The sequence below is a fragment of the Ruegeria sp. AP11 genome, assembly GCF_056535865.1.
The window spans coordinates 344274-361666 of record NZ_JBQFJB010000001.1 but is presented as its reverse complement, the minus strand read 5'-3'; the positions used below and the strand labels follow the sequence as shown (position 1 = coordinate 361666).

The 17393-nt window shown below is 52.2% G+C and carries 20 protein-coding genes; 7 read left to right on the top strand and 13 right to left on the bottom strand.

All coding sequences use genetic code 11. The features are described from left to right. Positions 1-633 precede the first annotated feature (633 nt). From ACR3E4_RS01890 to ACR3E4_RS01875, 4 genes are read right to left on the bottom strand one after another with little or no spacing between them, the layout of a single operon-like run. Positions 634-1140 carry a hypothetical protein gene (locus tag ACR3E4_RS01890; RefSeq protein ID WP_480536096.1) on the bottom strand — a complete coding sequence of 169 codons (507 nt, stop codon included), beginning with the start codon at positions 1138-1140 and terminating at the stop codon, positions 634-636. Between the two features lie 58 nt (positions 1141-1198). Then, positions 1199-1573 (bottom strand): hypothetical protein, encoded by a 375-nt coding sequence (locus ACR3E4_RS01885; RefSeq protein WP_480536095.1) that lies wholly within the window; start codon positions 1571-1573, stop codon positions 1199-1201. A gap of 19 nt (positions 1574-1592) precedes the next feature. Beyond that, positions 1593-2219, bottom strand: a complete 627-nt coding sequence (locus ACR3E4_RS01880) for a hypothetical protein (RefSeq protein WP_480536094.1) — start codon at positions 2217-2219, stop codon at positions 1593-1595. Positions 2220-2230: 11 nt separating this feature from the next. Then, entirely contained in the window at positions 2231-2458 is a 228-nt protein-coding gene (locus ACR3E4_RS01875) for a hypothetical protein (RefSeq protein WP_480536093.1), read from the bottom strand. 57 nt (positions 2459-2515) lie between these two features. Between ACR3E4_RS01875 and ACR3E4_RS01870 the strand changes: the two genes are divergently transcribed. Both ACR3E4_RS01870 and ACR3E4_RS01865 read left to right on the top strand, forming a co-directional pair. Further along, complete coding sequence (locus tag ACR3E4_RS01870) at positions 2516-2779, top strand: helix-turn-helix domain-containing protein (protein WP_480536092.1); 264 nt, start codon at positions 2516-2518, stop codon at positions 2777-2779. Positions 2780-2970: 191 nt separating this feature from the next. After that, positions 2971-3213 (top strand): glycine zipper 2TM domain-containing protein, encoded by a 243-nt coding sequence (locus ACR3E4_RS01865; protein WP_480536091.1) that lies wholly within the window; start codon positions 2971-2973, stop codon positions 3211-3213. Positions 3214-3454: 241 nt separating this feature from the next. Here the strand turns inward: ACR3E4_RS01865 and ACR3E4_RS01860 are convergent, their stop codons facing one another. The 6 genes from ACR3E4_RS01860 to ACR3E4_RS01835 form a co-directional block, all read right to left on the bottom strand. Then, a complete protein-coding gene (locus tag ACR3E4_RS01860; protein WP_480536090.1) occupies positions 3455-3730 on the bottom strand; it encodes a hypothetical protein in 276 nt (91 codons plus the stop codon). Positions 3731-4047: 317 nt separating this feature from the next. Beyond that, the gene (locus ACR3E4_RS01855; RefSeq protein ID WP_480536088.1) at positions 4048-5973 is read right to left on the bottom strand and encodes a hypothetical protein; all 1926 of its coding nucleotides are present in this window, start codon (positions 5971-5973) and stop codon (positions 4048-4050) included. A gap of 370 nt (positions 5974-6343) precedes the next feature. Then, entirely contained in the window at positions 6344-8152 is a 1809-nt protein-coding gene (locus ACR3E4_RS01850) for a hypothetical protein (protein WP_480536086.1), read from the bottom strand. Between the two features lie 134 nt (positions 8153-8286). Continuing rightward, entirely contained in the window at positions 8287-10134 is a 1848-nt protein-coding gene (locus tag ACR3E4_RS01845) for a phage tail tip lysozyme (protein ID WP_480536084.1), read from the bottom strand. After that, complete coding sequence (locus tag ACR3E4_RS01840) at positions 10131-10370, bottom strand: HGGxSTG domain-containing protein (RefSeq protein WP_480536083.1); 240 nt, start codon at positions 10368-10370, stop codon at positions 10131-10133. The genes ACR3E4_RS01845 and ACR3E4_RS01840 overlap by 4 nt, the downstream gene beginning before the upstream one ends. After that, positions 10361-10792 carry a hypothetical protein gene (locus tag ACR3E4_RS01835; protein ID WP_480536081.1) on the bottom strand — a complete coding sequence of 144 codons (432 nt, stop codon included), beginning with the start codon at positions 10790-10792 and terminating at the stop codon, positions 10361-10363. The genes ACR3E4_RS01840 and ACR3E4_RS01835 overlap by 10 nt, the downstream gene beginning before the upstream one ends. 248 nt (positions 10793-11040) lie before the next feature. Here ACR3E4_RS01835 and radC point away from each other — a divergent pair, with 248 nt between their 5' ends. The 3 genes from radC to ACR3E4_RS01820 are packed head-to-tail and all read left to right on the top strand — an operon-like array spanning position 11041 to position 12655. After that, on the top strand, positions 11041-11979 hold the full coding sequence (radC, locus tag ACR3E4_RS01830; protein WP_480536100.1) for a RadC family protein: 939 nt from the start codon (positions 11041-11043) through the stop codon (positions 11977-11979). 45 nt (positions 11980-12024) lie between these two features. Then, complete coding sequence (locus ACR3E4_RS01825) at positions 12025-12423, top strand: thermonuclease family protein (protein WP_480536080.1); 399 nt, start codon at positions 12025-12027, stop codon at positions 12421-12423. Between the two features lie 10 nt (positions 12424-12433). Continuing rightward, a complete protein-coding gene (locus ACR3E4_RS01820; RefSeq protein ID WP_480536078.1) occupies positions 12434-12655 on the top strand; it encodes a hypothetical protein in 222 nt (73 codons plus the stop codon). A gap of 331 nt (positions 12656-12986) precedes the next feature. Here the strand turns inward: ACR3E4_RS01820 and ACR3E4_RS01815 are convergent, their stop codons facing one another. Next, positions 12987-13679 carry an SOS response-associated peptidase gene (locus ACR3E4_RS01815; protein ID WP_480536076.1) on the bottom strand — a complete coding sequence of 231 codons (693 nt, stop codon included), beginning with the start codon at positions 13677-13679 and terminating at the stop codon, positions 12987-12989. 182 nt (positions 13680-13861) lie between these two features. Between ACR3E4_RS01815 and ACR3E4_RS01810 the strand changes: the two genes are divergently transcribed. Further along, a complete protein-coding gene (locus tag ACR3E4_RS01810; RefSeq protein WP_480536074.1) occupies positions 13862-14473 on the top strand; it encodes a HEPN domain-containing protein in 612 nt (203 codons plus the stop codon). 767 nt (positions 14474-15240) lie between these two features. On the opposite strand, the gene ACR3E4_RS01805 is transcribed toward ACR3E4_RS01810, so the two are convergent. Next, positions 15241-15843, bottom strand: coding sequence for a hypothetical protein (locus ACR3E4_RS01805; RefSeq protein ID WP_480536073.1), 603 nt, complete (start codon positions 15841-15843; stop codon positions 15241-15243). A gap of 2 nt (positions 15844-15845) precedes the next feature. Then, a complete protein-coding gene (locus ACR3E4_RS01800) occupies positions 15846-16241 on the bottom strand; it encodes a hypothetical protein (RefSeq protein WP_480536072.1) in 396 nt (131 codons plus the stop codon). A 147-nt stretch (positions 16242-16388) separates the two neighbouring features. Here ACR3E4_RS01800 and ACR3E4_RS01795 point away from each other — a divergent pair, with 147 nt between their 5' ends. Beyond that, complete coding sequence (locus tag ACR3E4_RS01795) at positions 16389-17111, top strand: hypothetical protein (RefSeq protein WP_480536071.1); 723 nt, start codon at positions 16389-16391, stop codon at positions 17109-17111. Positions 17112-17393: the final 282 nt, after the last annotated feature.

The window sequence follows — 17393 nt, the reverse complement described above, 5'->3', positions numbered from 1 at the left end:
TGACGAAATAACTGACCCGTTGCTGGACCGGCTGCAAGCTGGGGCATTCAGCTTAGTTCACGATGGTGTTCGTTCACATCGTCCATGTCCAGGCAGTATGGCGTGATTGTGCTGTTCCCGACTATGCAGCGGTTCGAATGCGCTTTGTCCGCTCAGAAGCACTTACTCAATGATGAGGTAACAGCCTTGGGGAGATGTCCAGACCACGCTCTTGGCGATTTCGTCTAAGTAAAAGACTATTAGATGTCTTTCGGAACCGCCGTCATTTATCGCAAAAAAATCACATATGGCCGGGCGAATGGTTGCCTTTTCAGTTTCTTTGGGAGGTCCAAGAATCTCAAGAACTTCAGCCCTCGTCATACCGATGGAAACAGGCTTTTCAGGTATCGATGTGGGCGTGGATGACGGGGCTCTGCTCGTACCGGATTCCCACTGAGCCTGAGAATTATCGCCGTGGCATCCTGCCAATGTCATTAACGCGGGTAAAAGCGTTAGCAAACTTATGGTTCGGGTATCAGCCAGCTCTCTACTCCTCATTGTAGAACTACAAGGCTTAACGTAGCCATAACAGCGGAGTTTAATAACAACGAAATCTCCCGGTCCAAGGGGCGGCTTCCTGTTGGGCTGGGGCAGTCAGTTTGGATTGCCTATGCTCTTGGCCACAACTAATGGCGGCTCCTTCGGAAACGACCGAATGTCGAACCACTTGAAACACGTACCGTCTGCATTGCGTTTGTCGCCCATGAGAAGCCGAGCACCTGTTGTCCTGTGCCGTATCAGCGCTGCTCTGAACGCTCGTAGGTCAATCAACCACCAATTCAAGATGGTTTGCCCGTCAGGCCCCGCATGGCCGTAGAACATCCAGTCTCCGTGTCCGTTTACAATCTTGGATAGCTCGGTCTCAGCGCCAGTTGGCAGTTTGGCCCTAATGGTGAACTGATGCGGGTATCTGGCAGCATATCCGTGCCGCCTGACCCTGGCGGCAATGCGCATGTCCTTGGCGTCCAACATCAACAAGTCGGTGGCCTGAAAGTGGTCCAGCGGATCTGGCGCAGCCTGTAGGATGTGACTGCCGATGATGCTCTTTATCTCGGGCAAGAACTGGTCGGACCAATGCCGATTGACGCTGTAACAACTCATATCAAATCTCACAAAAGAAAACGGGCGCAGGTAGTCCCGCGCCCAGTGCTGCGCAGCCTCAGTTTGCAACCCGGCAACGCATCAAACCCTGAATTGCTTCGACACGACGTTCGTCGCCGCGCATAGCGCTATGACAAATCACGCGGCCCCAGTTCAATACTTCGTTCTCGCCGCATATCGACTTCAAACGTGCGAGCAAGTCAAAATCGATTTCGCATGACACATCGTCTTTGTCCTGCCTGGGCGTGAGAGCATAGTTGTCTAGGCCTTCGTTAAGCTTTTCATCATTTCGATGCAGCGCATAGATTTTCAACGCCATTAGCGCAGAGTCTTCGACATCAAGCTCGCTCATCCGCTCAATGATTTCATCAACCAAGTTGTCAGAGATGGGCTTCTCATTCATGTCGGTTAGGTTTGTTGGAAAGTCCGGCATTTCTCCCCCCTTTCATATCTCAGACGCTCAGAAGGCGCAGCGCGTCTGTGTTCAAGGTGCGGTATTGCTCGTCGTCGTGGGCACCTTCGACGCGCAGGGCGATAACCACTTTCACGGCTAAGTCGCGCGGGCCTTCAATGGGCTGCTCCATTATTTGGGTCTCAATTTCCACCATCGCGAGATAGGCCGGATCGACAAACCTGCGTTCATGGTCCCGGTCATTCAAATTAGCATCGGGGTTGCCAGCAGCATGGGCTGCTTTGAGCAGGGCTTCGCCCTCGTCGGCAAGGCGGTTGTATTTCGCGTTTGCCTTTTCCCAACGCGCGTACAGTGCCTCAATCGGTGTCCCGTCAGCAGGTGCACCGGTGCGGTCGCGATAGGTGGCAAGCACCATCGGTTTCAGGTCGCCCAGAAAGACCCAATCCAGTGACATGCCGGTTTCGTCACAGAAGGTCAGCAATTCGAGCGATGGAGCGTCGTTAATGTCAAGCAGCTGTTGCGGTGCGTCCCTGCCAATGATGCCTGCAAAATAGCGCACTCGCTCAGCAGCGGCGTTGTAGTCTATTCGGTCAGGTTCTGCCGCTAAAGAAGCAGACGCGACCATTGTAACAGGCGCGGACTGGATGAAGGTACGGCGGTCAATCATGATGGCTCCTTTCAGGCTTCTTCAGGCAGGCGGGCAATGGCGTCAGACAACTCGATTGCTTGTGTGTTGATGGTGCGGATCAGGGCGGCGACACTGGCCCATCCCCCATGCTCAACCCCTTGCCATGTCAAGGCATCTAACGCGCTCGTCAGCCCTTTCAGGGTCAACGCGTCGGTTACGATTTCGTCTCTGGCCTTAGGCACAGACGCATTGTTCGCGCATGCGCGTTGTTCAAACATTGCTGTTTCCTCCGGTTGTGATATTGTTCTAAAAAGTAACATAGGAAATGTTCTAAATTGGAACAAGAGCAAAAATTCATTTCCGGGCAAATTCGAGCTGCACGAGGACTGTTAGATATCTCTCAAGCGACCCTTTCGGAGGCCGCTGGAGTCTCATCAATGACGGTTAAACGGGCTGAAGGTACAGGCTCACCATTCCCGGCAGACAAAGCCATCAAGGCTATTCAAACAGCTCTTGAAGCCCAAGGCATTCAGTTCCTGGATGTGGGTGACACAGCCAATGGTGTTGGGGTGACGCTTCTTAAGAGAGCCCCAAAATGAAGCATTTGGTCGGCCTGACGAAAATCGCGCTGTTGAGAGCGGCTAAGTCGCCGCACAAGGAAACTGCCCCAGTATTTCCTTTGTTAAAATTTGGTTAACCTCAACTCGCACTGGTGTTGAAGCCTTGTACAAAGGACGGCCACCAGCCACCTACTCAGATAACTCATTTGGTAATTTGAGAGGCAATCGAGATGAACAAAGCAGTGTTGACATGTGCATTTGGAATTTCACTGCTCCTGGCTGCATGCGGAGCGCCGACGACGCCAACTCAGGCACAGGTACAGCATGATGCTCGCTGTGCTGCAGGTATCCTTGGTGGCGCTGCTCTTGGGGGAGTGGTTGGAAATCGGTTCGGTGGCGGAACAGGCAAGACCCTGGCGACAGCAGCGGGCGCGGGCGTAGGGATGTATGCAGGGCAATCAGCCTGTAACTAGCAGCTTTCTATCAGCCATGTGCTTGAATTTAAAAGAACACTTGCTTGTGTAACCCGCTTCACTGACCGCCCCTGCGGAATCAGCCATATTGGGTACAGTTGAAGAGTTAGCGCTCATGTTGTGTTGAGAGCGCAGGTTTTTTCACATTCCTCCCTGTCCCTGGGGCGCGCTTGTGGTGAGTACGCCCCCTTTTCATGTCCGTAGAATTGGCGGTTGTGTCACCAGCAAACCTCTCTGGCCTTCAACCTTTAAGTTTCGCGACAACTTGTCGTGAAACTGCATGCGCCGCCCAAAGTTCCTTTCGCTTCGCCAGATGCTCGGCCATCTGTGTCGGGGTCAGTTCCGACCGCATCAGGTTTTCGTCAATCTCCCAAAGCTGACGGTCGATTTCGTCAGCGTTAGAATTAGCGCGACTATTCTGACGTAGCGTCACTGCTGCAGTCGCAACCATTAAGAGATTGACGCAAAGGTCAACTATGGCTTGATTTTTTGACTGGCTGGTCAAAATATGACGCAAGCTGCTGTTTTCTTCCCCCTAACGTCTCAATTCGAAACTCTTACATGCGTCCTGTCGCTGCGGGTTGGCACTCACGGAAAATGATCCCAGAGCCCGTCCATCCAGCGTGGTTTGGATCAGGCCCGCAGCGGCAGTGCTAAAGAAATCTAAGGGGGGAAGGACTTTGATACCGCACTTCTTGCCTTTGCTTCGTCGAACCCGAAAACTCAGGAATCCCAAATGACTACCGCGCGGCACTACGGGAAATTGAATACCTCTGGGCTCCGAACCAAGCACCAACTAATTCAGGACTATTCTTCGTGTGTTGTTTAGCAGATTCAAATAGCATCAAGTTTTGCAACGATGCGGTCACGCATATCAACAGAGTGATTGAAATAGTAGCTTAGGTTTTCAGAATCGTAAATTTTATGTGCAACCTCAATATGCGATAGAGCCACCTCAAGAAGTTGACGCCGGTCTTCAGAATTAGCTTGCTCGCTCAATCGAAAGTAGGCCTCCGAAAGACCTTTGTTTGAATCTGCGCAGGCTATAGGGTGACTCTCTATTGTTCGGATTTCCAAACTTAATCGAAGCGCGCTTATTGCCATATTGAGGTAAGCAACCGAAGCGGCACCCTGACTCTGCGCAGCTTGTGAAATTCTAGAGAGCGCGATGTTGTGCTGAAGCTTCGCCCAGTCTTCAGGGAACTGCTCTGGAGAAAAGACGATTAAAGCACTGCTTTGGTAGTCGATGGCCTCTGAAATCAATGATATTGCGGCTTCACTACTGGACATGGAAGCCAGAACTAAGAGGGTATTCCCGGCATTTACGCATTCTCTTCCCCACTCTTGAGCGCGTTCCAGTTTGTCTAGCCCCGCAAGTGCCTCTTTATGCGTGACAACGGCCTTTTCCAAAAGACGCACACCTTCCACCCCCCTTAACCTTCCACCCAGTTGCTGCAGGGTGTTGCCAAGGTTTTGTCTCAATAGCGCAGTTTGCTGGTGGTCTTCGGTGTTCTTTGCCGCAACCAAGGCTTGTTGAAACTGCGAAATAGCATTTCTGAGAAGCTCCATACCCACCTCTCCGTCGCTTCTTACTCCTTGTTCGTAGTAAAGAAGCGCGTTCCACCAAAGTGCATCCAAGTGCAACTGTTCATCGTTGAGTACACTGTCTTCATCAAGTAATGGTGTTACCAACCTATTGGCGTAGTGTAATCCTGGACCTCCGTAACGAAGCGCGTGGTTCCTTAAGACATCGCAATACTGATGCAGAAGACGCTTAATACGCTCCTTAGGGTCAATCGCGTCGAAGCTATTCGCGCTAGACAACAACAAATTGAATGCTTGCTGCACTTTTCCTCTCAGCAATGCATTATTGGCGCGAATCTCAGCGGTCCTTGCCGCTTCTTCCAATTCAATTTGCTGGACACTGGATAGTATCTCTTCTACCTCCTCGAAATCTAGTCTTTCGATCGCTTCTTGAGCAGCGCCCTTTAATTTGGACAATCGCTTGTGATTTTTGCCAATGGTTTTGATTTCGGTCTTAAAGCTCCGGTAATCTTCTGCTTTTTTAGTGAGGAACTCGACGAGAGCGGGTTTCTGGTCGAGAGCGTGTTCATCAAACGCAGCAGCCAAAGCTTTCAGTTCTTCGAGTGATAGGTGATTAGCTGGAGTGACAGCTTCGGGAAACCCATCAACGCGGTTAGACAGATCCTTCAACAATTGAATTTGAGTTTTTTGTAACGCTTTTATCTCCTTTATATCATTGCGACTGTGCCTGATTTGGGCTTCGATTGCCTTCAAGCTTTCTTGCTGGAAAATCGTGTCAAAACTCGTTTCTTTCCGCATCTCTTCATACGTCGCGGATAATACTAGACGGATCACCTGTTCGACACAGTCGTCTTTCGGAACTGAAACGCCAGCAAAGACGGCTTCGTAAAGTGCGTTGGGGAAGTTGCTCCGTGCGCTTGCTGATTTCAGAGTTTCGACATCTAGGCCGATTTTGCGTTCTTGCTCTTTAAACAGTTGAGCAGCGGCGGAAATACTGCTCTCCGGGATCTCAGGGTGATCCTCTAGTGCCTTCAACGCTTGCTTGACAGCAGCTCTAGAACGCGACTTTGGATTGTTGGTGAGATTTTCATAAATAACAGCACCGGTTACCGCGATAGGTGCAACCAATTGGTTTCCCACCGTGATACCTAACGCCCCTAATCCCCAAGCACAAATCCCGGCTCCTTGTTCAACCAAGACTTGACGGTCGCTCATCTGATACCCCTGAGAACGCAGGCACTATTGCAAAAAATTCATTGCACTCATTGTTTATCTTATCGCATGCCAATTCAAGGCACAGACTTATCTTGCTACTATTTCGCCCGATCCTGATACCATCAAATTTGAGGCTTTACAGGTTGAGCCATGGTACTCATGTTATTGGCATGACTGTAGCGGATCTGACTATTTTCCAACTCTATTGCGTGGTTGCGGCCTCTGCGTCGGTGTTCGGGTTTATCTGCTGGTCACTTTGGACTGTGGCCAATGACACTGACCGTCGGCTTTCATTACTCGGTTGGGGCGCTTTGAGTTTTGCTGGGGTAATAGGGATTGTAGGCCCCGCGCTATACGGGGCCTATATCCTTTACTCTGGGCTAAACTGAGGCCCGGTTGCGTTCATCATCAAAGCGCGAACAATCATTTCCTTCATCTTGTTCGGTGCTTTCGTGATTGTGTTCTGAACCTGCGCTGGAACACCCGACCTCGTCAGCATTTCAGCAAGCACAGTGGCCACCTTGGCCTCTCTACCCGCCTTCATTCGATTGAGCGCCGCAGCGCCTCCGCGTCTTGCCAGCAGCGCAGCAGCAACTCCGCCACCAGCGCCCTGCAAATCCCCAGTGACCGCATAACCCGCACCCGCACCTGTTGTGCCAACCAAGCCTTGCTCAATTAACTGCCGGGCAGTCGTGGAATTGCCCGTAAGAGCTCTGTGCGTGTCTGCAAAGGTGCGTTCATTGGCAATCTGGGTGCGTACAGTATTAGCACCGTCTGGCCCCAGAGCGGCTTGCATGGCGTCTTGCTGGCGACGTGGGCCAAACAGGGTATCAACAGCGCCCGGCGTGTCTCTGCGGTTCTGCAACGCGTCTATCTTGCCCGAGGCGTAGCCCTGAGCCACTTCGTCAGGGTGCGCAACCGCTGCTTTCTCAGCGCGCCGGGCATAGTCCGCCGATACACGCGGCTTTGCACCTTCAGCGCCGATGTTGATGGCATCCACCCGCTTGTGAGCGCTTGCGGCCAGTTCTCGTGCACCGCCATACTCAGGCATGAGGTTATCAATTCGTTGACGCACCTGTTTGGACAGCATTCCCGCGATAGACTGCTGATTGTTTTGACTCTGGCCCAGAGCGGGCCGCGCCATGTCGTCCAGTGCCTTCTTGGCTTCATCCAGAACCGCCAGCGTGGAGGGTTCACCCGTGACGCCCTCTGCAATCATCCGATCCCGCGCGAGACGCTGACCCTCTCGCAAAGCTTTGCGCCCAGTGTCGCTTTGAAACAAGTCATCAAAGGCCGACATGTCGATGTCATGCCCCAATGAACGGGCCTCGTCATAAGCGGCATTGATACTCGGTCGTGTGCGATTGCGAATGGCGCTCACCAAGTCATCAACGGATTGCGGCTGATCCATCCTGGACGCAGTCAACAGGCTATCGGTCAAACGGTCGCTCTGGCCCGCCATACGGGCCTTGGAGGCGGTTTCCAGCATTTCGCGGGCCTCCGGGCTGGAATTGGCCGCAGAGCGCCCCAGAGCCCGCCCACGTTCGCCCAGAACGTCTATCAGCATGCCATCGGGTCCGAGTTCATCCAGTTTAGCCGCTGTGTCCGGTGAAAGAGCCTGCGCAATGCGCGCTTTCGCCTGTGAGGCAGGTTTGCCCACTCGGCGGGCCATAAAGTTTTTCGTTGCAGGGATTCCGGTCGCAACGCTCATAGTGCCGCCACCCGCGACAGCGCCAATTGCACCACCCTCTAGCGCACCCATGCCCCGCTCCGACAAGTCACCATCTGTGTGACCAGCACCGGCAATACTACCATACAGCAAGCCGTCGCCAGCCGAGCCAGCAATCAACTTACCCGGAGTTTTTGCGCTAGCCGCCATGCTCAACCCGAGTTTGCCAACACCGGCAACACCTGTTGCAAGGCCAGCCACATCGCCAACGGTTGACGCAGTTGGGTGGTGAACATCTGCTGCCATTGAGCGCGCCTGTTGATGCTCAAGGTTGCCTGAGAAATCGCCGAATTCGCCACCTATCCCCGTGGCCGTGTTTCCTGCCGCCAGGAGTTCGTCCCCAAATCCAAACAGGGCGGTATCAACGGCGTTCCGAGCGCCTGCGCCGATGCTTTCGAAATCCCGAATATTGGCACGGGGAACAATCCCGCTTTGGCGTAGGGCAGTCATAGCGCGTTCAAACAAAGATGGATCATAGGGGGCGACTGTAGAGCCGTCCCCTTTGGGCGCTGCTTCGGCCTTATCGGCGTAATTCTCCCAAGGTTTCCCTTGAGGCTTTTTGTATTTTCCCCATGGTCCGGCCATTAGTTCACTTGCTCCCAGTTTTCAGGGTTCTGCGGATCACCGCCAAGGAAGCGATAACCATCCTCGATAGTTCCAACTTGCGGAGCGTTTCCGCTGGCCTGCTGCGTGATTGTCGGCTGTGTCGCCCCCTCTGGAACGGCCTCGAAAGATCCATCATACAGCATTCGCCACCGGCCCTCGCCAAACGCAAGGTTCAGAGCCAGTTCGCGATAAGCCTTGGCCGCTCGGGTGTATTCCTCGGCGCTCGTAGAGTTATTCAACGCCGTAACTGCGTTACCGATTGAAGTCCGTTCTTTATCGGTCAACTGACCCACCGCGCCACCAGTCGGGCTATTATCGCGCATATTCTGGATTTCAGCGAACGCGGCAGAGTCCGTGACCTGGTTTGTGCGGTTACCGAAATCCACAGCGTCCGAGCCAGTGACAAGTTGACCGAGCCATGTCCGCCGAGCGTCACCAACGGCCCCCGTTACCGGCAATCCACCATCCTCGATTTCAGCCAGATTCAGTCCAATCGAAGTAAGCGATGTGCCCAGCTTCAATTTTGCCTGACGGTCCTTGTTAGCTTCCTTGCCTGCGCTTTCTTGAGTTTCGATGAAGTCAGGACCGCCGGGAATTTGACTTGCCTCACCAGTTGTTCGATCCAGTCGCCAGCCAGTCGGCAATCCCGCGTCCGAGCCGTAAAGGTAGCGGTCCAACTCTCCGCCGGTGTTGACACTGATATTCGTGCCGCCGCCGCCAATCTGTGAAATTTTGCCATTAGCGCCCTGCTGATAGGTACCAGCCGGATCAAGCCCGTACTGCTCTTCTTGGTCAGGCGTTAGAACAGAGAACCCCGGCTGCGGGTTGCGCATCTGCTCAAGCTCAAGATGAGCTTTTTCCATTTGCAATACACGCATTGGATCATTTGCTTGCGCCCAGCGGTCATAAGCCCGGTCATCCGCTGCCCTGCGGTCGTCAAGTTCGGCCATCAGCATGGCTTTCTGTTCCTGACTTATCCACGGGCTGGAAAGCGCTTCGTAGAATGCGCTGAAGTCCGAACGTTGCGGTTCTGCCGTGGCCTCACCGTATTGAGCAACGCGGCGCGCGCGATGTTCTTCTGCGGGCCTCAAGAAACTGTTCACGATGGCCGTTGCCGCCTCTGGCGCATTACGGGCGCTAAGAATGGTTTGCCCTGCTGCGGCCTCCGACCCCTGAAGCTCAGTCATCAGGAAATCTAGCTGAACATCCAAATCCGATACCGGCTTACCTTGCTGGGCTGCGAACGCCTCAAGCTGCTTGCGGCGCGGCCCCGTCCATTGAGCGATACCAAACCCGCCACGCGATCCAGGCACAATCGGATTTACCTCGTTAATGCCAGGATTCAATCCGCTTTCATCCTTGAAGTTCATCACGAACCCCTGCGCAACATGCTCAGGCAAGCCTCTATCTGTCAGGCCCTTCAATATACGTCCTTCGTTGGACATGGCATTGTCCTTGCCAAGCGCGGCCATAGCATCATCGCCGATTTCTTGCTCGGGTGTACGAGACGTAAGGCCAAATGTTGGCGCGGGTGCGGTACCGAAGTCTTGCGACTGGGAAGCCCGACCGCTTAGGGCTTTTGCAATCATTCCCTTTGCTGTTTCCTTGCCTTGGGCTTCGCCTTTCTCGATCCGGTTCATCATGCCGCGATACGCCAGCGCATCGCCGATGGCGTGTAGCCCTTCGCCTATGTTTCGTGGTGTTCGCCCCATGTTGGCCGCTAAGGATTCTGCAATCCGCCGCCTTGTCTGCAGTTGCTCGTAACTCATTCCGGAGTCACCGCCGAAAACGAACCCGGTTTGCTTTTTGTTTGTCTGCCCAATCATGTTTGCGCCTCGTTATCTGTTCGGCCCCTGGCTTGGGCCTTGGCCAATGCTGTGTGAATTTCCCGCCAGCGCGCTTTGAGCGCGTCTGAGTTGCGTTTCCGTCCTTCTGGTGTTCTCGGCCCTGTCGAAGTGCCACCATGTCGGTGGCAGCGTGTTTTGCCCTCGACAGGGGTTGCCATGCACCGAGTGCCATCGGGCAGTTTGGCTCCGCATGCCTTGGATTGCGTCAATGACATTTGCGCCACCCCCAAGTGATTAGCGGTCCATCAGCAAGAGGCAGAACGCCCACATTCTGAAAACCGGATTGCTGCATCAGGTAGACGGCTGGCCACGCCGTAGTGGTGTGCGCTGTGATGTACTCGGGCTGCTCTGCATCCCAGAACGCTGTCAGGACTGATTTGACCTCAACTGCAGGATCATCACCCAGTCGGGCCTCATCAAAATGAACCTCAAATTGCCAGACACCCAGAATGGTGCTTTGCGTGAAGACTCCGAACGTTCCATGGAGTTGCCAGTATTGAACGTCGCCGCTGCGGATCAGGCCCGCCGCAGCTTCACCGGCCATTTCTTCGAATTCGTCCTGTCCAAGTTCATCAGAAGGCAGGACGCGCTGTGCCTTCTGCTTAAGGGCCTTTTCGATTTCTTGTGCTGATTGCATTTACGTGCCTCTCAGAAGTTCAAACGAAGCCGCATTTCCTGCGGTTGTATTGATTTTTGGCTTCTGAGGCCGTGCAATAATTAGGTATCATAAAACCCCTCTCAGGGCAAGAACGAAACGGCAACATTCAATCTAAACCTTAGGGTAATCTTAGGGTGGTCGGCATCACCTGAACACTCCAGCGTTTACCATCCGTTAACCAAGAACCTCTCATGTTCGACTCATTGGGACATCACGCGAGTGCAGATATGAAGCGCCATTTGGTCGAGCACCTAAGGCAGGTCATTAATGGGGATAAGAAGAGGTTTGGAAAGCTGGTCAAATTCGATGGTCAAACCGGCTTTTCGGAGGATGCGCTACAGGGTCTAGAGGATTTGGACGCACGCATCCCTCCGCCTAATGCAATTGTGGAACCAGCGAACCCGCCATCATTTGTTTATCGGGACCGCCTGTCACCCAAAAACGCGGCTGGTGGCGGCTTAGTCAAAAGGGATGACGGGGCCAAGCGCCCTCATTACTGGGGGCATCGTGAGCGTCTGAGGCAGCGCTTTCTCAAGGGTGGTCACCAGCCAATGCCCGAGTATGAGCTTCTGGAACTGCTGCTGTTCAACGCTATCCCCAGGATCGACGTCAAACCACTGGCAAAGCGCCTTTTGGCCGAGTTCGGAGACCTGAACGGTGCTATTGCCGCATCAAAGCATCGTGTTCTGCAAGTCGAGGGCGCAAACGACTGGGTTTATTATCATTTGCGCGTTGTTGAGGCTTTCGGGCACAGAATGGCGCAGGCGCAGGTTATGAAACGGGACGTAGTGTCATCTTGGGAGGCGCTGGTCACCTACTGCCGAACCGCCATGGCGCATCGTGAGGTCGAGCAGTTCCGTGTTATGTTTCTGGATAGGAAAAACGTGCTCATAGCCGATGAAGAACAAGCGCGCGGTACGGTCGACCATGTACCAGTTTATCCGCGCGAGATTGTTAAACGTGCACTAGAATTGAACGCAAGCTCCATAATTCTCATCCACAACCATCCATCCGGTGATCCCACTCCCAGCCAAGCCGATATCGACATGACGGGTCGAATACTGGGTGCCTGCCAAACTCTGGGTTTGGTCGTTCATGACCATGTTATCATTGGGAAGAAAGAAGAGTATTCGTTCAGTGCAAACGGCTTGCTGTTGATGTCGTGAGTGCATAGCTAATTGGGGAAGAGTTTCAACTTCCTACGGCTTCCAATGAACCACCTATTATTTATCGCCGCCTTGATTGGCACGATAGCGTCCGCAGCGCAGGCTCAGTTACACGTCAGAGATGCTGATACCATTGTTGTAGACGGCACCCCGGTTCGGCTGAACGGCGTCGACGCGCCTGAACTTGGATCACAATCCGGCCAAAATGCCAAACGCTGGATGGTCAACTATCTTCGCGGCAAATCTATCGAGTGTAAGTTGAACGGTGAACGCACCTACGACCGATGGGTCGGGGTTTGCTATGCTGACGGGCAGGACATCGGAGCCGCTGTAATCGCCTCAGGACACGCCCTGGACTGCCGAAGGTACTCAGGTGGTAGATACAGGCATCTTGAGACACCAGCGGCTAAATCCCGGCTCAGACGAGCCAAGTATTGTAGGTGAGGACTCGCAAGTGCTGCTTGAACCGATTGTTGGTCTAATCGTTCTCCTGTTGCTTGTGTTTGTCATCTATCTGATTTTTGCAGTTGTTGGGGACATGGCGAGAGCACGGGGACATAGTCCTTGGCCATGGTGGATCATTTCGCTTTGTTGGTCGCCGTTCGGATCGATGGTTGTATTGTGGCTGTTCTTCGATGTTGTAAACGAAGACGGCCAAGAAGACCCCAACAACTAAGATTGCTGTCTTGCAGGCACTTTGCTCGCATCAAATGAACCCTGGCTACACAAGTCGCTATCCGCAATAGCGAGCTCAAGGCTAAACTCTTCTATCAATGCAGGAACCAATGAGGGGTCTAAAAGATAGAACGACACCGCATCCCGAGCACCCCGCGTTAGTACACTATCTGCATTCCAACCCCAACGTCCACGACCAGCATGAGTGTTTAGCCAAGCGTGGACTTCATCTAATTGATAGCCGAACCCTTCTTCAGGAACTTGCACACGTACCCTGATGGGAAAAAACTTTTCGTCTGCTGCTTTCTTTGGGGATCTACTGCGCGTGGCCATTACACCTCGATTGCTTCAATCAGTTCCGGCCCATCATCATCACGGCCAATCGAGGCAACCTTGTAGTAGCGCATCCGTCCATCCCAATCAGTCCCGAGTTCCTGCGCTTCATCGTGGTCAATCTCTCCAGCCATCCACGGAACGAGGTTCTCATTGGTTAGAATAACCGGCGACCTGGCGTGGATATGCTCGATTTGATGCAAGGCAGGCCGTGTTAGGATTGTGCACGTGTGGAGGCCGGATGAGAGACGGCTGTAGAGGCCCGCAAAGTACATACAAGGGTCGTTGCTGTCCGTCTTGATAAGCCACGGCTGCTTGGCTCCTTTGGGGCCTGTCCATTCATAGTAGAAGCTGGCCGGGATAATGCATCTGCTGTGCTTCCACGCGACCCGGAACGAACCCAGTTTGTGCGCTGTTTCTATCTTCGCATTGAAGGTGGTGGGCTTCCATTCCTTCACATCTTCCTTGAACCAGTGCGGGACAAGCCACCAGCGGGCTGTAGTGCTCACTAGGCGGTCATCGTGGATATACGCCACGTCCAACATCTGGGTTGGTTTGACGTTCCAACTCATGGATAGGTCTTTGGCGTTTGGATCACGCTCAACTGGGATAGGAACGCCGTTCACAATCCAGTTCTGCAGAGCAAAGAGCTCCGCCCATGTCATTTCAGGTCTGCCGAGTCGTCCGCACATTCGGTGAGCTTAGCAAAACAGGCGGAACGTTTGGTGAACTAATTGATGGTTGGCGACGAGACTAACGGCAGCGGTGCGGACTTTCCTGCCGCTCAGTTCTATGTGATGTTAACTTATTTGAACAATCGAGATTGACTCGTAGGTTATGCCATCTTCCGCCTTTACAAAATTTTGAAAACCGAATGTTGACTGATGTCGACCGACTTATCGAAAGTCATCAAGCTCTTAGCCACAACGCTCAAGGTCGACATGGGCTTGGGCACATTACAAGAAGCGGGACGTTCCTTCTTTGCGCAGCTTGGGAACTTTACATCGAAGAACTTGTGGTTGAGGTTGCAAGCTGTTTGGCGGAAAGAGCGCGCGCTCCAAACGGCTTGCCAAAGGACGTGCGCAAAGAGCTTTCGAAGCACGTGAAGGTGCATTCCCACGAACTCAAGCCTTTGGATTTGGCGGGAGAAGGCTGGCGACTTGTTTACCTTAGTCATGCAAAAGAGCTTGTGACTGGGTTAAACACCCCAAAAGCAAACCCAATTAGTTTGTTGTTCAAAAGGCTCACAGGCTGGGCCAATTTGACAGAGTGTTGGTCTTGCGGTCCTGATTACATCAACGATTTCGTGAGTGTGCGAGGGGAGATTGCACATAAGGGATCAGACGCGGATTACGTAAGGCTGAATACCCTACGAGACGACTACAGGGTTCGTATTGCTGAAACTGCGCGTGAGACGGACAATGCCGCTTGCGACTACATCAATGATAATACGGAAGGAAATAGGCCTTGGCGACGCCGAAATTGAAGGTCCGACTTGGGCTCAGAGCCGTCATTCGACTATACTGGTGTGATGGCGCGGAACTGATAGCTTTCTGACAGTTGGCCTGCCGTGTACCCCCCCATTTATAGCGGGCTGAAAAAGACGAGGGCTTTGTTAGAGTTTTGTATCTTTCCGCTCTGGGGGCAGGGGAAAGATCCACCGTCTCACAAATGATTGAGAGTGAAGGTGGTGAGGGGCTGGATGAGGGGGTCTTGGCCAGCCCCTCTTTCTTGAGGGGGTATACGGTGTGGTAGTGTTGTTCCGTTAGATACAACCTAGCGTTTGAGCGATTTCCCCGAAATTGGGGGATTCCCGTAATGCTTACAGATAAATCGAAACGGTTTGTTTCCTTATCGCGAACCGTGAGATTCAAAAAGAATCGTAGACACAAATTTGCCACAATGCGATCCTGACAACGTGGGCGGCATGTCTTGATTTTAGAACGTTCTGGTTTTTCCAACTGGATTTGAGGGGGTTAGTTAGTTCGGCGTGTCGCCCCGCGAATTTCCCAACAATTGGCGAGAAACAGAAATGAGATATTCGCATGTCCGAATGTCACTAGTTTATTCACCGCAGGGCCTCAATTGAAACACTTAACACATGTAGCAGTGTGATGCGGCGCGCCTTGATGGGGATTAGCGATTTCAATGAGGGGGTACGAGTTCGGCGCGTCGTACCTAAACTTCTAGAAGTTAGCCATGCAGCGGACTCTAATGACGCAAACATGATTGCGTTCACATTGGGAGCACTCATCATCCGCCGCGACACGCGAGATAATAAATAAAATGCAACACGTTAGGCGAAACAATTGTCACTATTCCAGCGTAGAGCAGAAACGACACGATACAACGCTTGGCATGTTGGTCATAGGCGCGAAGCTCTAAATCCGCATCATACATTCCGCCTTGAATCAAGGGCCACCCGGCATATTGGTTGAGTGCCGTAGCAGCACTCAATTTGGATTGAGCGTTAATCTTCACAGATTTAGGGAGGTCCGGTGGGGGATTATCAGCAAGTCGATCTGAGAGCTTTTTCATCAACTGACGACGGCTCTTAAAAAAATCAATGGTCGCTATGGACTTCCAATACTCTAAATAGTCACTTCTCGGACGCGGCTGACGAAATTCAGGCGTCGCGATAAAAAATGGAAGTAAATAACCCAAAAGGAACACTATAGCACCGATAAGGGAAACGTAATATCGCCAATCTTCTCCAAAAACTAGCTCGATAAACCCTGACTTTGGTAAAATAACAATTGATATCGACGCAGCAGTCAACGCTTGGCTAACGAATGATGAGCGAACAGTATTGATTGTACGCCAGTCGCGTGGGATTCTGTTGAGCAAACAAGCCATTGCTATGCTTCGGCCAATTGCTCACCTGCAAAGTGGTCGGCAATATCGTTGAGCAATTCGATAAGCGTTGTTTCCCCTGAGAATTCGAAGGCATCGGCTTGCTGAGTATCTTTTGCGCTTTGAAGCCTATCAAGTACGGAATAATACTCTGCAGACTCAACATAGTTTTCAAAGCGCAGCTGAAGAATGTCATGGATTCCTAAGAAGGGAATTGAGGTTGATAGTCTGAACTCCATACCGCCGACAATGTAATCCAAAGCTTCACCAAGGCAGCGAGCTAGACCCTCCTCACCACAACTCGTGAAGCACTGCCCCGGTGGATCCGCATATACTGCTGTGCCAGACCCCTCACACTCGATCCAGCAATCTGGGTGGTCTCTGTCCTCATAGCGTTTCATATGTTGTCCTTTCTTGCAAAAGCACATTCAAAGAAAAATGGGATAATCCAACTCACATCAATTCAGTTGTATTGTACTGTGATTGTAGTCCAAATGAAAATCTGATGCACTCGAAGCGAGTACTGATGCCATAGGCGGTAGGAATAAATGACAAGTAAGACTTGCTTTGTGGTCTCTCCCATAGGTGATGAAGGAAGCGATACCAGACGTCGCGCCGACTGTGTGCTTGAATACATCATTAAGCCATCACTGGCGGACCTCGACTATGACGAACCAGTACGTGTGGACAAGCACGACAAGCCAACTCACATTACGACCGAGATTGTACAGCAGCTTATAAACGCAGATTTGGTAATTGCGGATTTGTCGGGGTCGAATGCCAATGTGTTCTACGAACTAGGCATCCGGCACGCCTTTCAGCGGCCGTGCATCATGTTGTCGAACTGGGAACCCGCACCACCTTTCGATGTAGGCGGAACCAACATTATTCGGTACGTACACGACGACCCCAATTCGCATCGGGATGCAATTTCAAGGATCATGAATCAGGTAAATTCGTTTCAGGCCGATGTGACTGTTAGTAACCCTGTCACTGTTGCCAATGGCTTCAGTGAACTTTCTAGAAGCGGTGACCAAAAAGACCGATTGATAGCAGAAATGTCCAATCAAATATCTAGGTTGCAAGAGCAGGTTTTGATGCTTGGGAGGAGTGTTGGTGATTTGAGGTCCTCGCAAGGAATAATTCCTCGAACTGCGAGAACTAAATGGACCCCTAATGCACTAGGTGTCAGCATGGATATGGAGATTGGGCGTCCTTCGCCAGGTAATGCGCTCGCCCAATACATCCACCCTAGAGATTCAATCGAATGAAGCGCGATCCTTGAGTAGAGATGTTGCTAACATGTCTGATTACTCAGCTTCAAATTTAATGTGAATGAACCTCACTTCACCCGGGAGAGTTGGATCGACAAATGGATCAATCGGACATCTTACAACTTGATTAGGTGAAGAGATTTGTACCCAAACGTGTCGGCGGTTTCCGTCTCTCAGAGTTTCCCAGTGGAGACCAAGATACCTGCCAGAGTCATTTCGATATTCATGCCAGAAAATAACCCCATCATTTTTAGAGCCCAAGTAAGTCAACGAAGATTC

Bases quoted from the DNA above. Each gene is read 5' to 3' on its own strand.
- ACR3E4_RS01875 (WP_480536093.1), bottom strand. From the start codon at position 2,458: ATGTTTGAACAACGCGCATGCGCGAACAATGCGTCTGTGCCTAAGGCC.
- ACR3E4_RS01845 (WP_480536084.1), bottom strand. From the start codon at position 10,134: ATGATTGGGCAGACAAACAAAAAGCAAACCGGGTTCGTTTTCGGCGGT.
- ACR3E4_RS01825 (WP_480536080.1), top strand. From the start codon at position 12,025: ATGAACCACCTATTATTTATCGCCGCCTTGATTGGCACGATAGCGTCC.
- radC (WP_480536100.1), top strand. From the start codon at position 11,041: ATGAAGCGCCATTTGGTCGAGCACCTAAGGCAGGTCATTAATGGGGAT.
- ACR3E4_RS01850 (WP_480536086.1), bottom strand. From the start codon at position 8,152: ATGACTGCCCTACGCCAAAGCGGGATTGTTCCCCGTGCCAATATTCGG.
- ACR3E4_RS01815 (WP_480536076.1), bottom strand. From the start codon at position 13,679: ATGTGCGGACGACTCGGCAGACCTGAAATGACATGGGCGGAGCTCTTT.
- ACR3E4_RS01835 (WP_480536081.1), bottom strand. From the start codon at position 10,792: ATGCAATCAGCACAAGAAATCGAAAAGGCCCTTAAGCAGAAGGCACAG.
- ACR3E4_RS01890 (WP_480536096.1), bottom strand. From the start codon at position 1,140: ATGAGTTGTTACAGCGTCAATCGGCATTGGTCCGACCAGTTCTTGCCC.
- ACR3E4_RS01885 (WP_480536095.1), bottom strand. From the start codon at position 1,573: ATGCCGGACTTTCCAACAAACCTAACCGACATGAATGAGAAGCCCATC.
- ACR3E4_RS01855 (WP_480536088.1), bottom strand. From the start codon at position 5,973: ATGAGCGACCGTCAAGTCTTGGTTGAACAAGGAGCCGGGATTTGTGCT.
- ACR3E4_RS01880 (WP_480536094.1), bottom strand. From the start codon at position 2,219: ATGATTGACCGCCGTACCTTCATCCAGTCCGCGCCTGTTACAATGGTC.
- ACR3E4_RS01795 (WP_480536071.1), top strand. From the start codon at position 16,389: ATGACAAGTAAGACTTGCTTTGTGGTCTCTCCCATAGGTGATGAAGGA.
- ACR3E4_RS01800 (WP_480536072.1), bottom strand. From the start codon at position 16,241: ATGAAACGCTATGAGGACAGAGACCACCCAGATTGCTGGATCGAGTGT.
- ACR3E4_RS01865 (WP_480536091.1), top strand. From the start codon at position 2,971: ATGAACAAAGCAGTGTTGACATGTGCATTTGGAATTTCACTGCTCCTG.
- ACR3E4_RS01805 (WP_480536073.1), bottom strand. From the start codon at position 15,843: ATGGCTTGTTTGCTCAACAGAATCCCACGCGACTGGCGTACAATCAAT.
- ACR3E4_RS01810 (WP_480536074.1), top strand. From the start codon at position 13,862: ATGTTGACTGATGTCGACCGACTTATCGAAAGTCATCAAGCTCTTAGC.
- ACR3E4_RS01840 (WP_480536083.1), bottom strand. From the start codon at position 10,370: ATGTCATTGACGCAATCCAAGGCATGCGGAGCCAAACTGCCCGATGGC.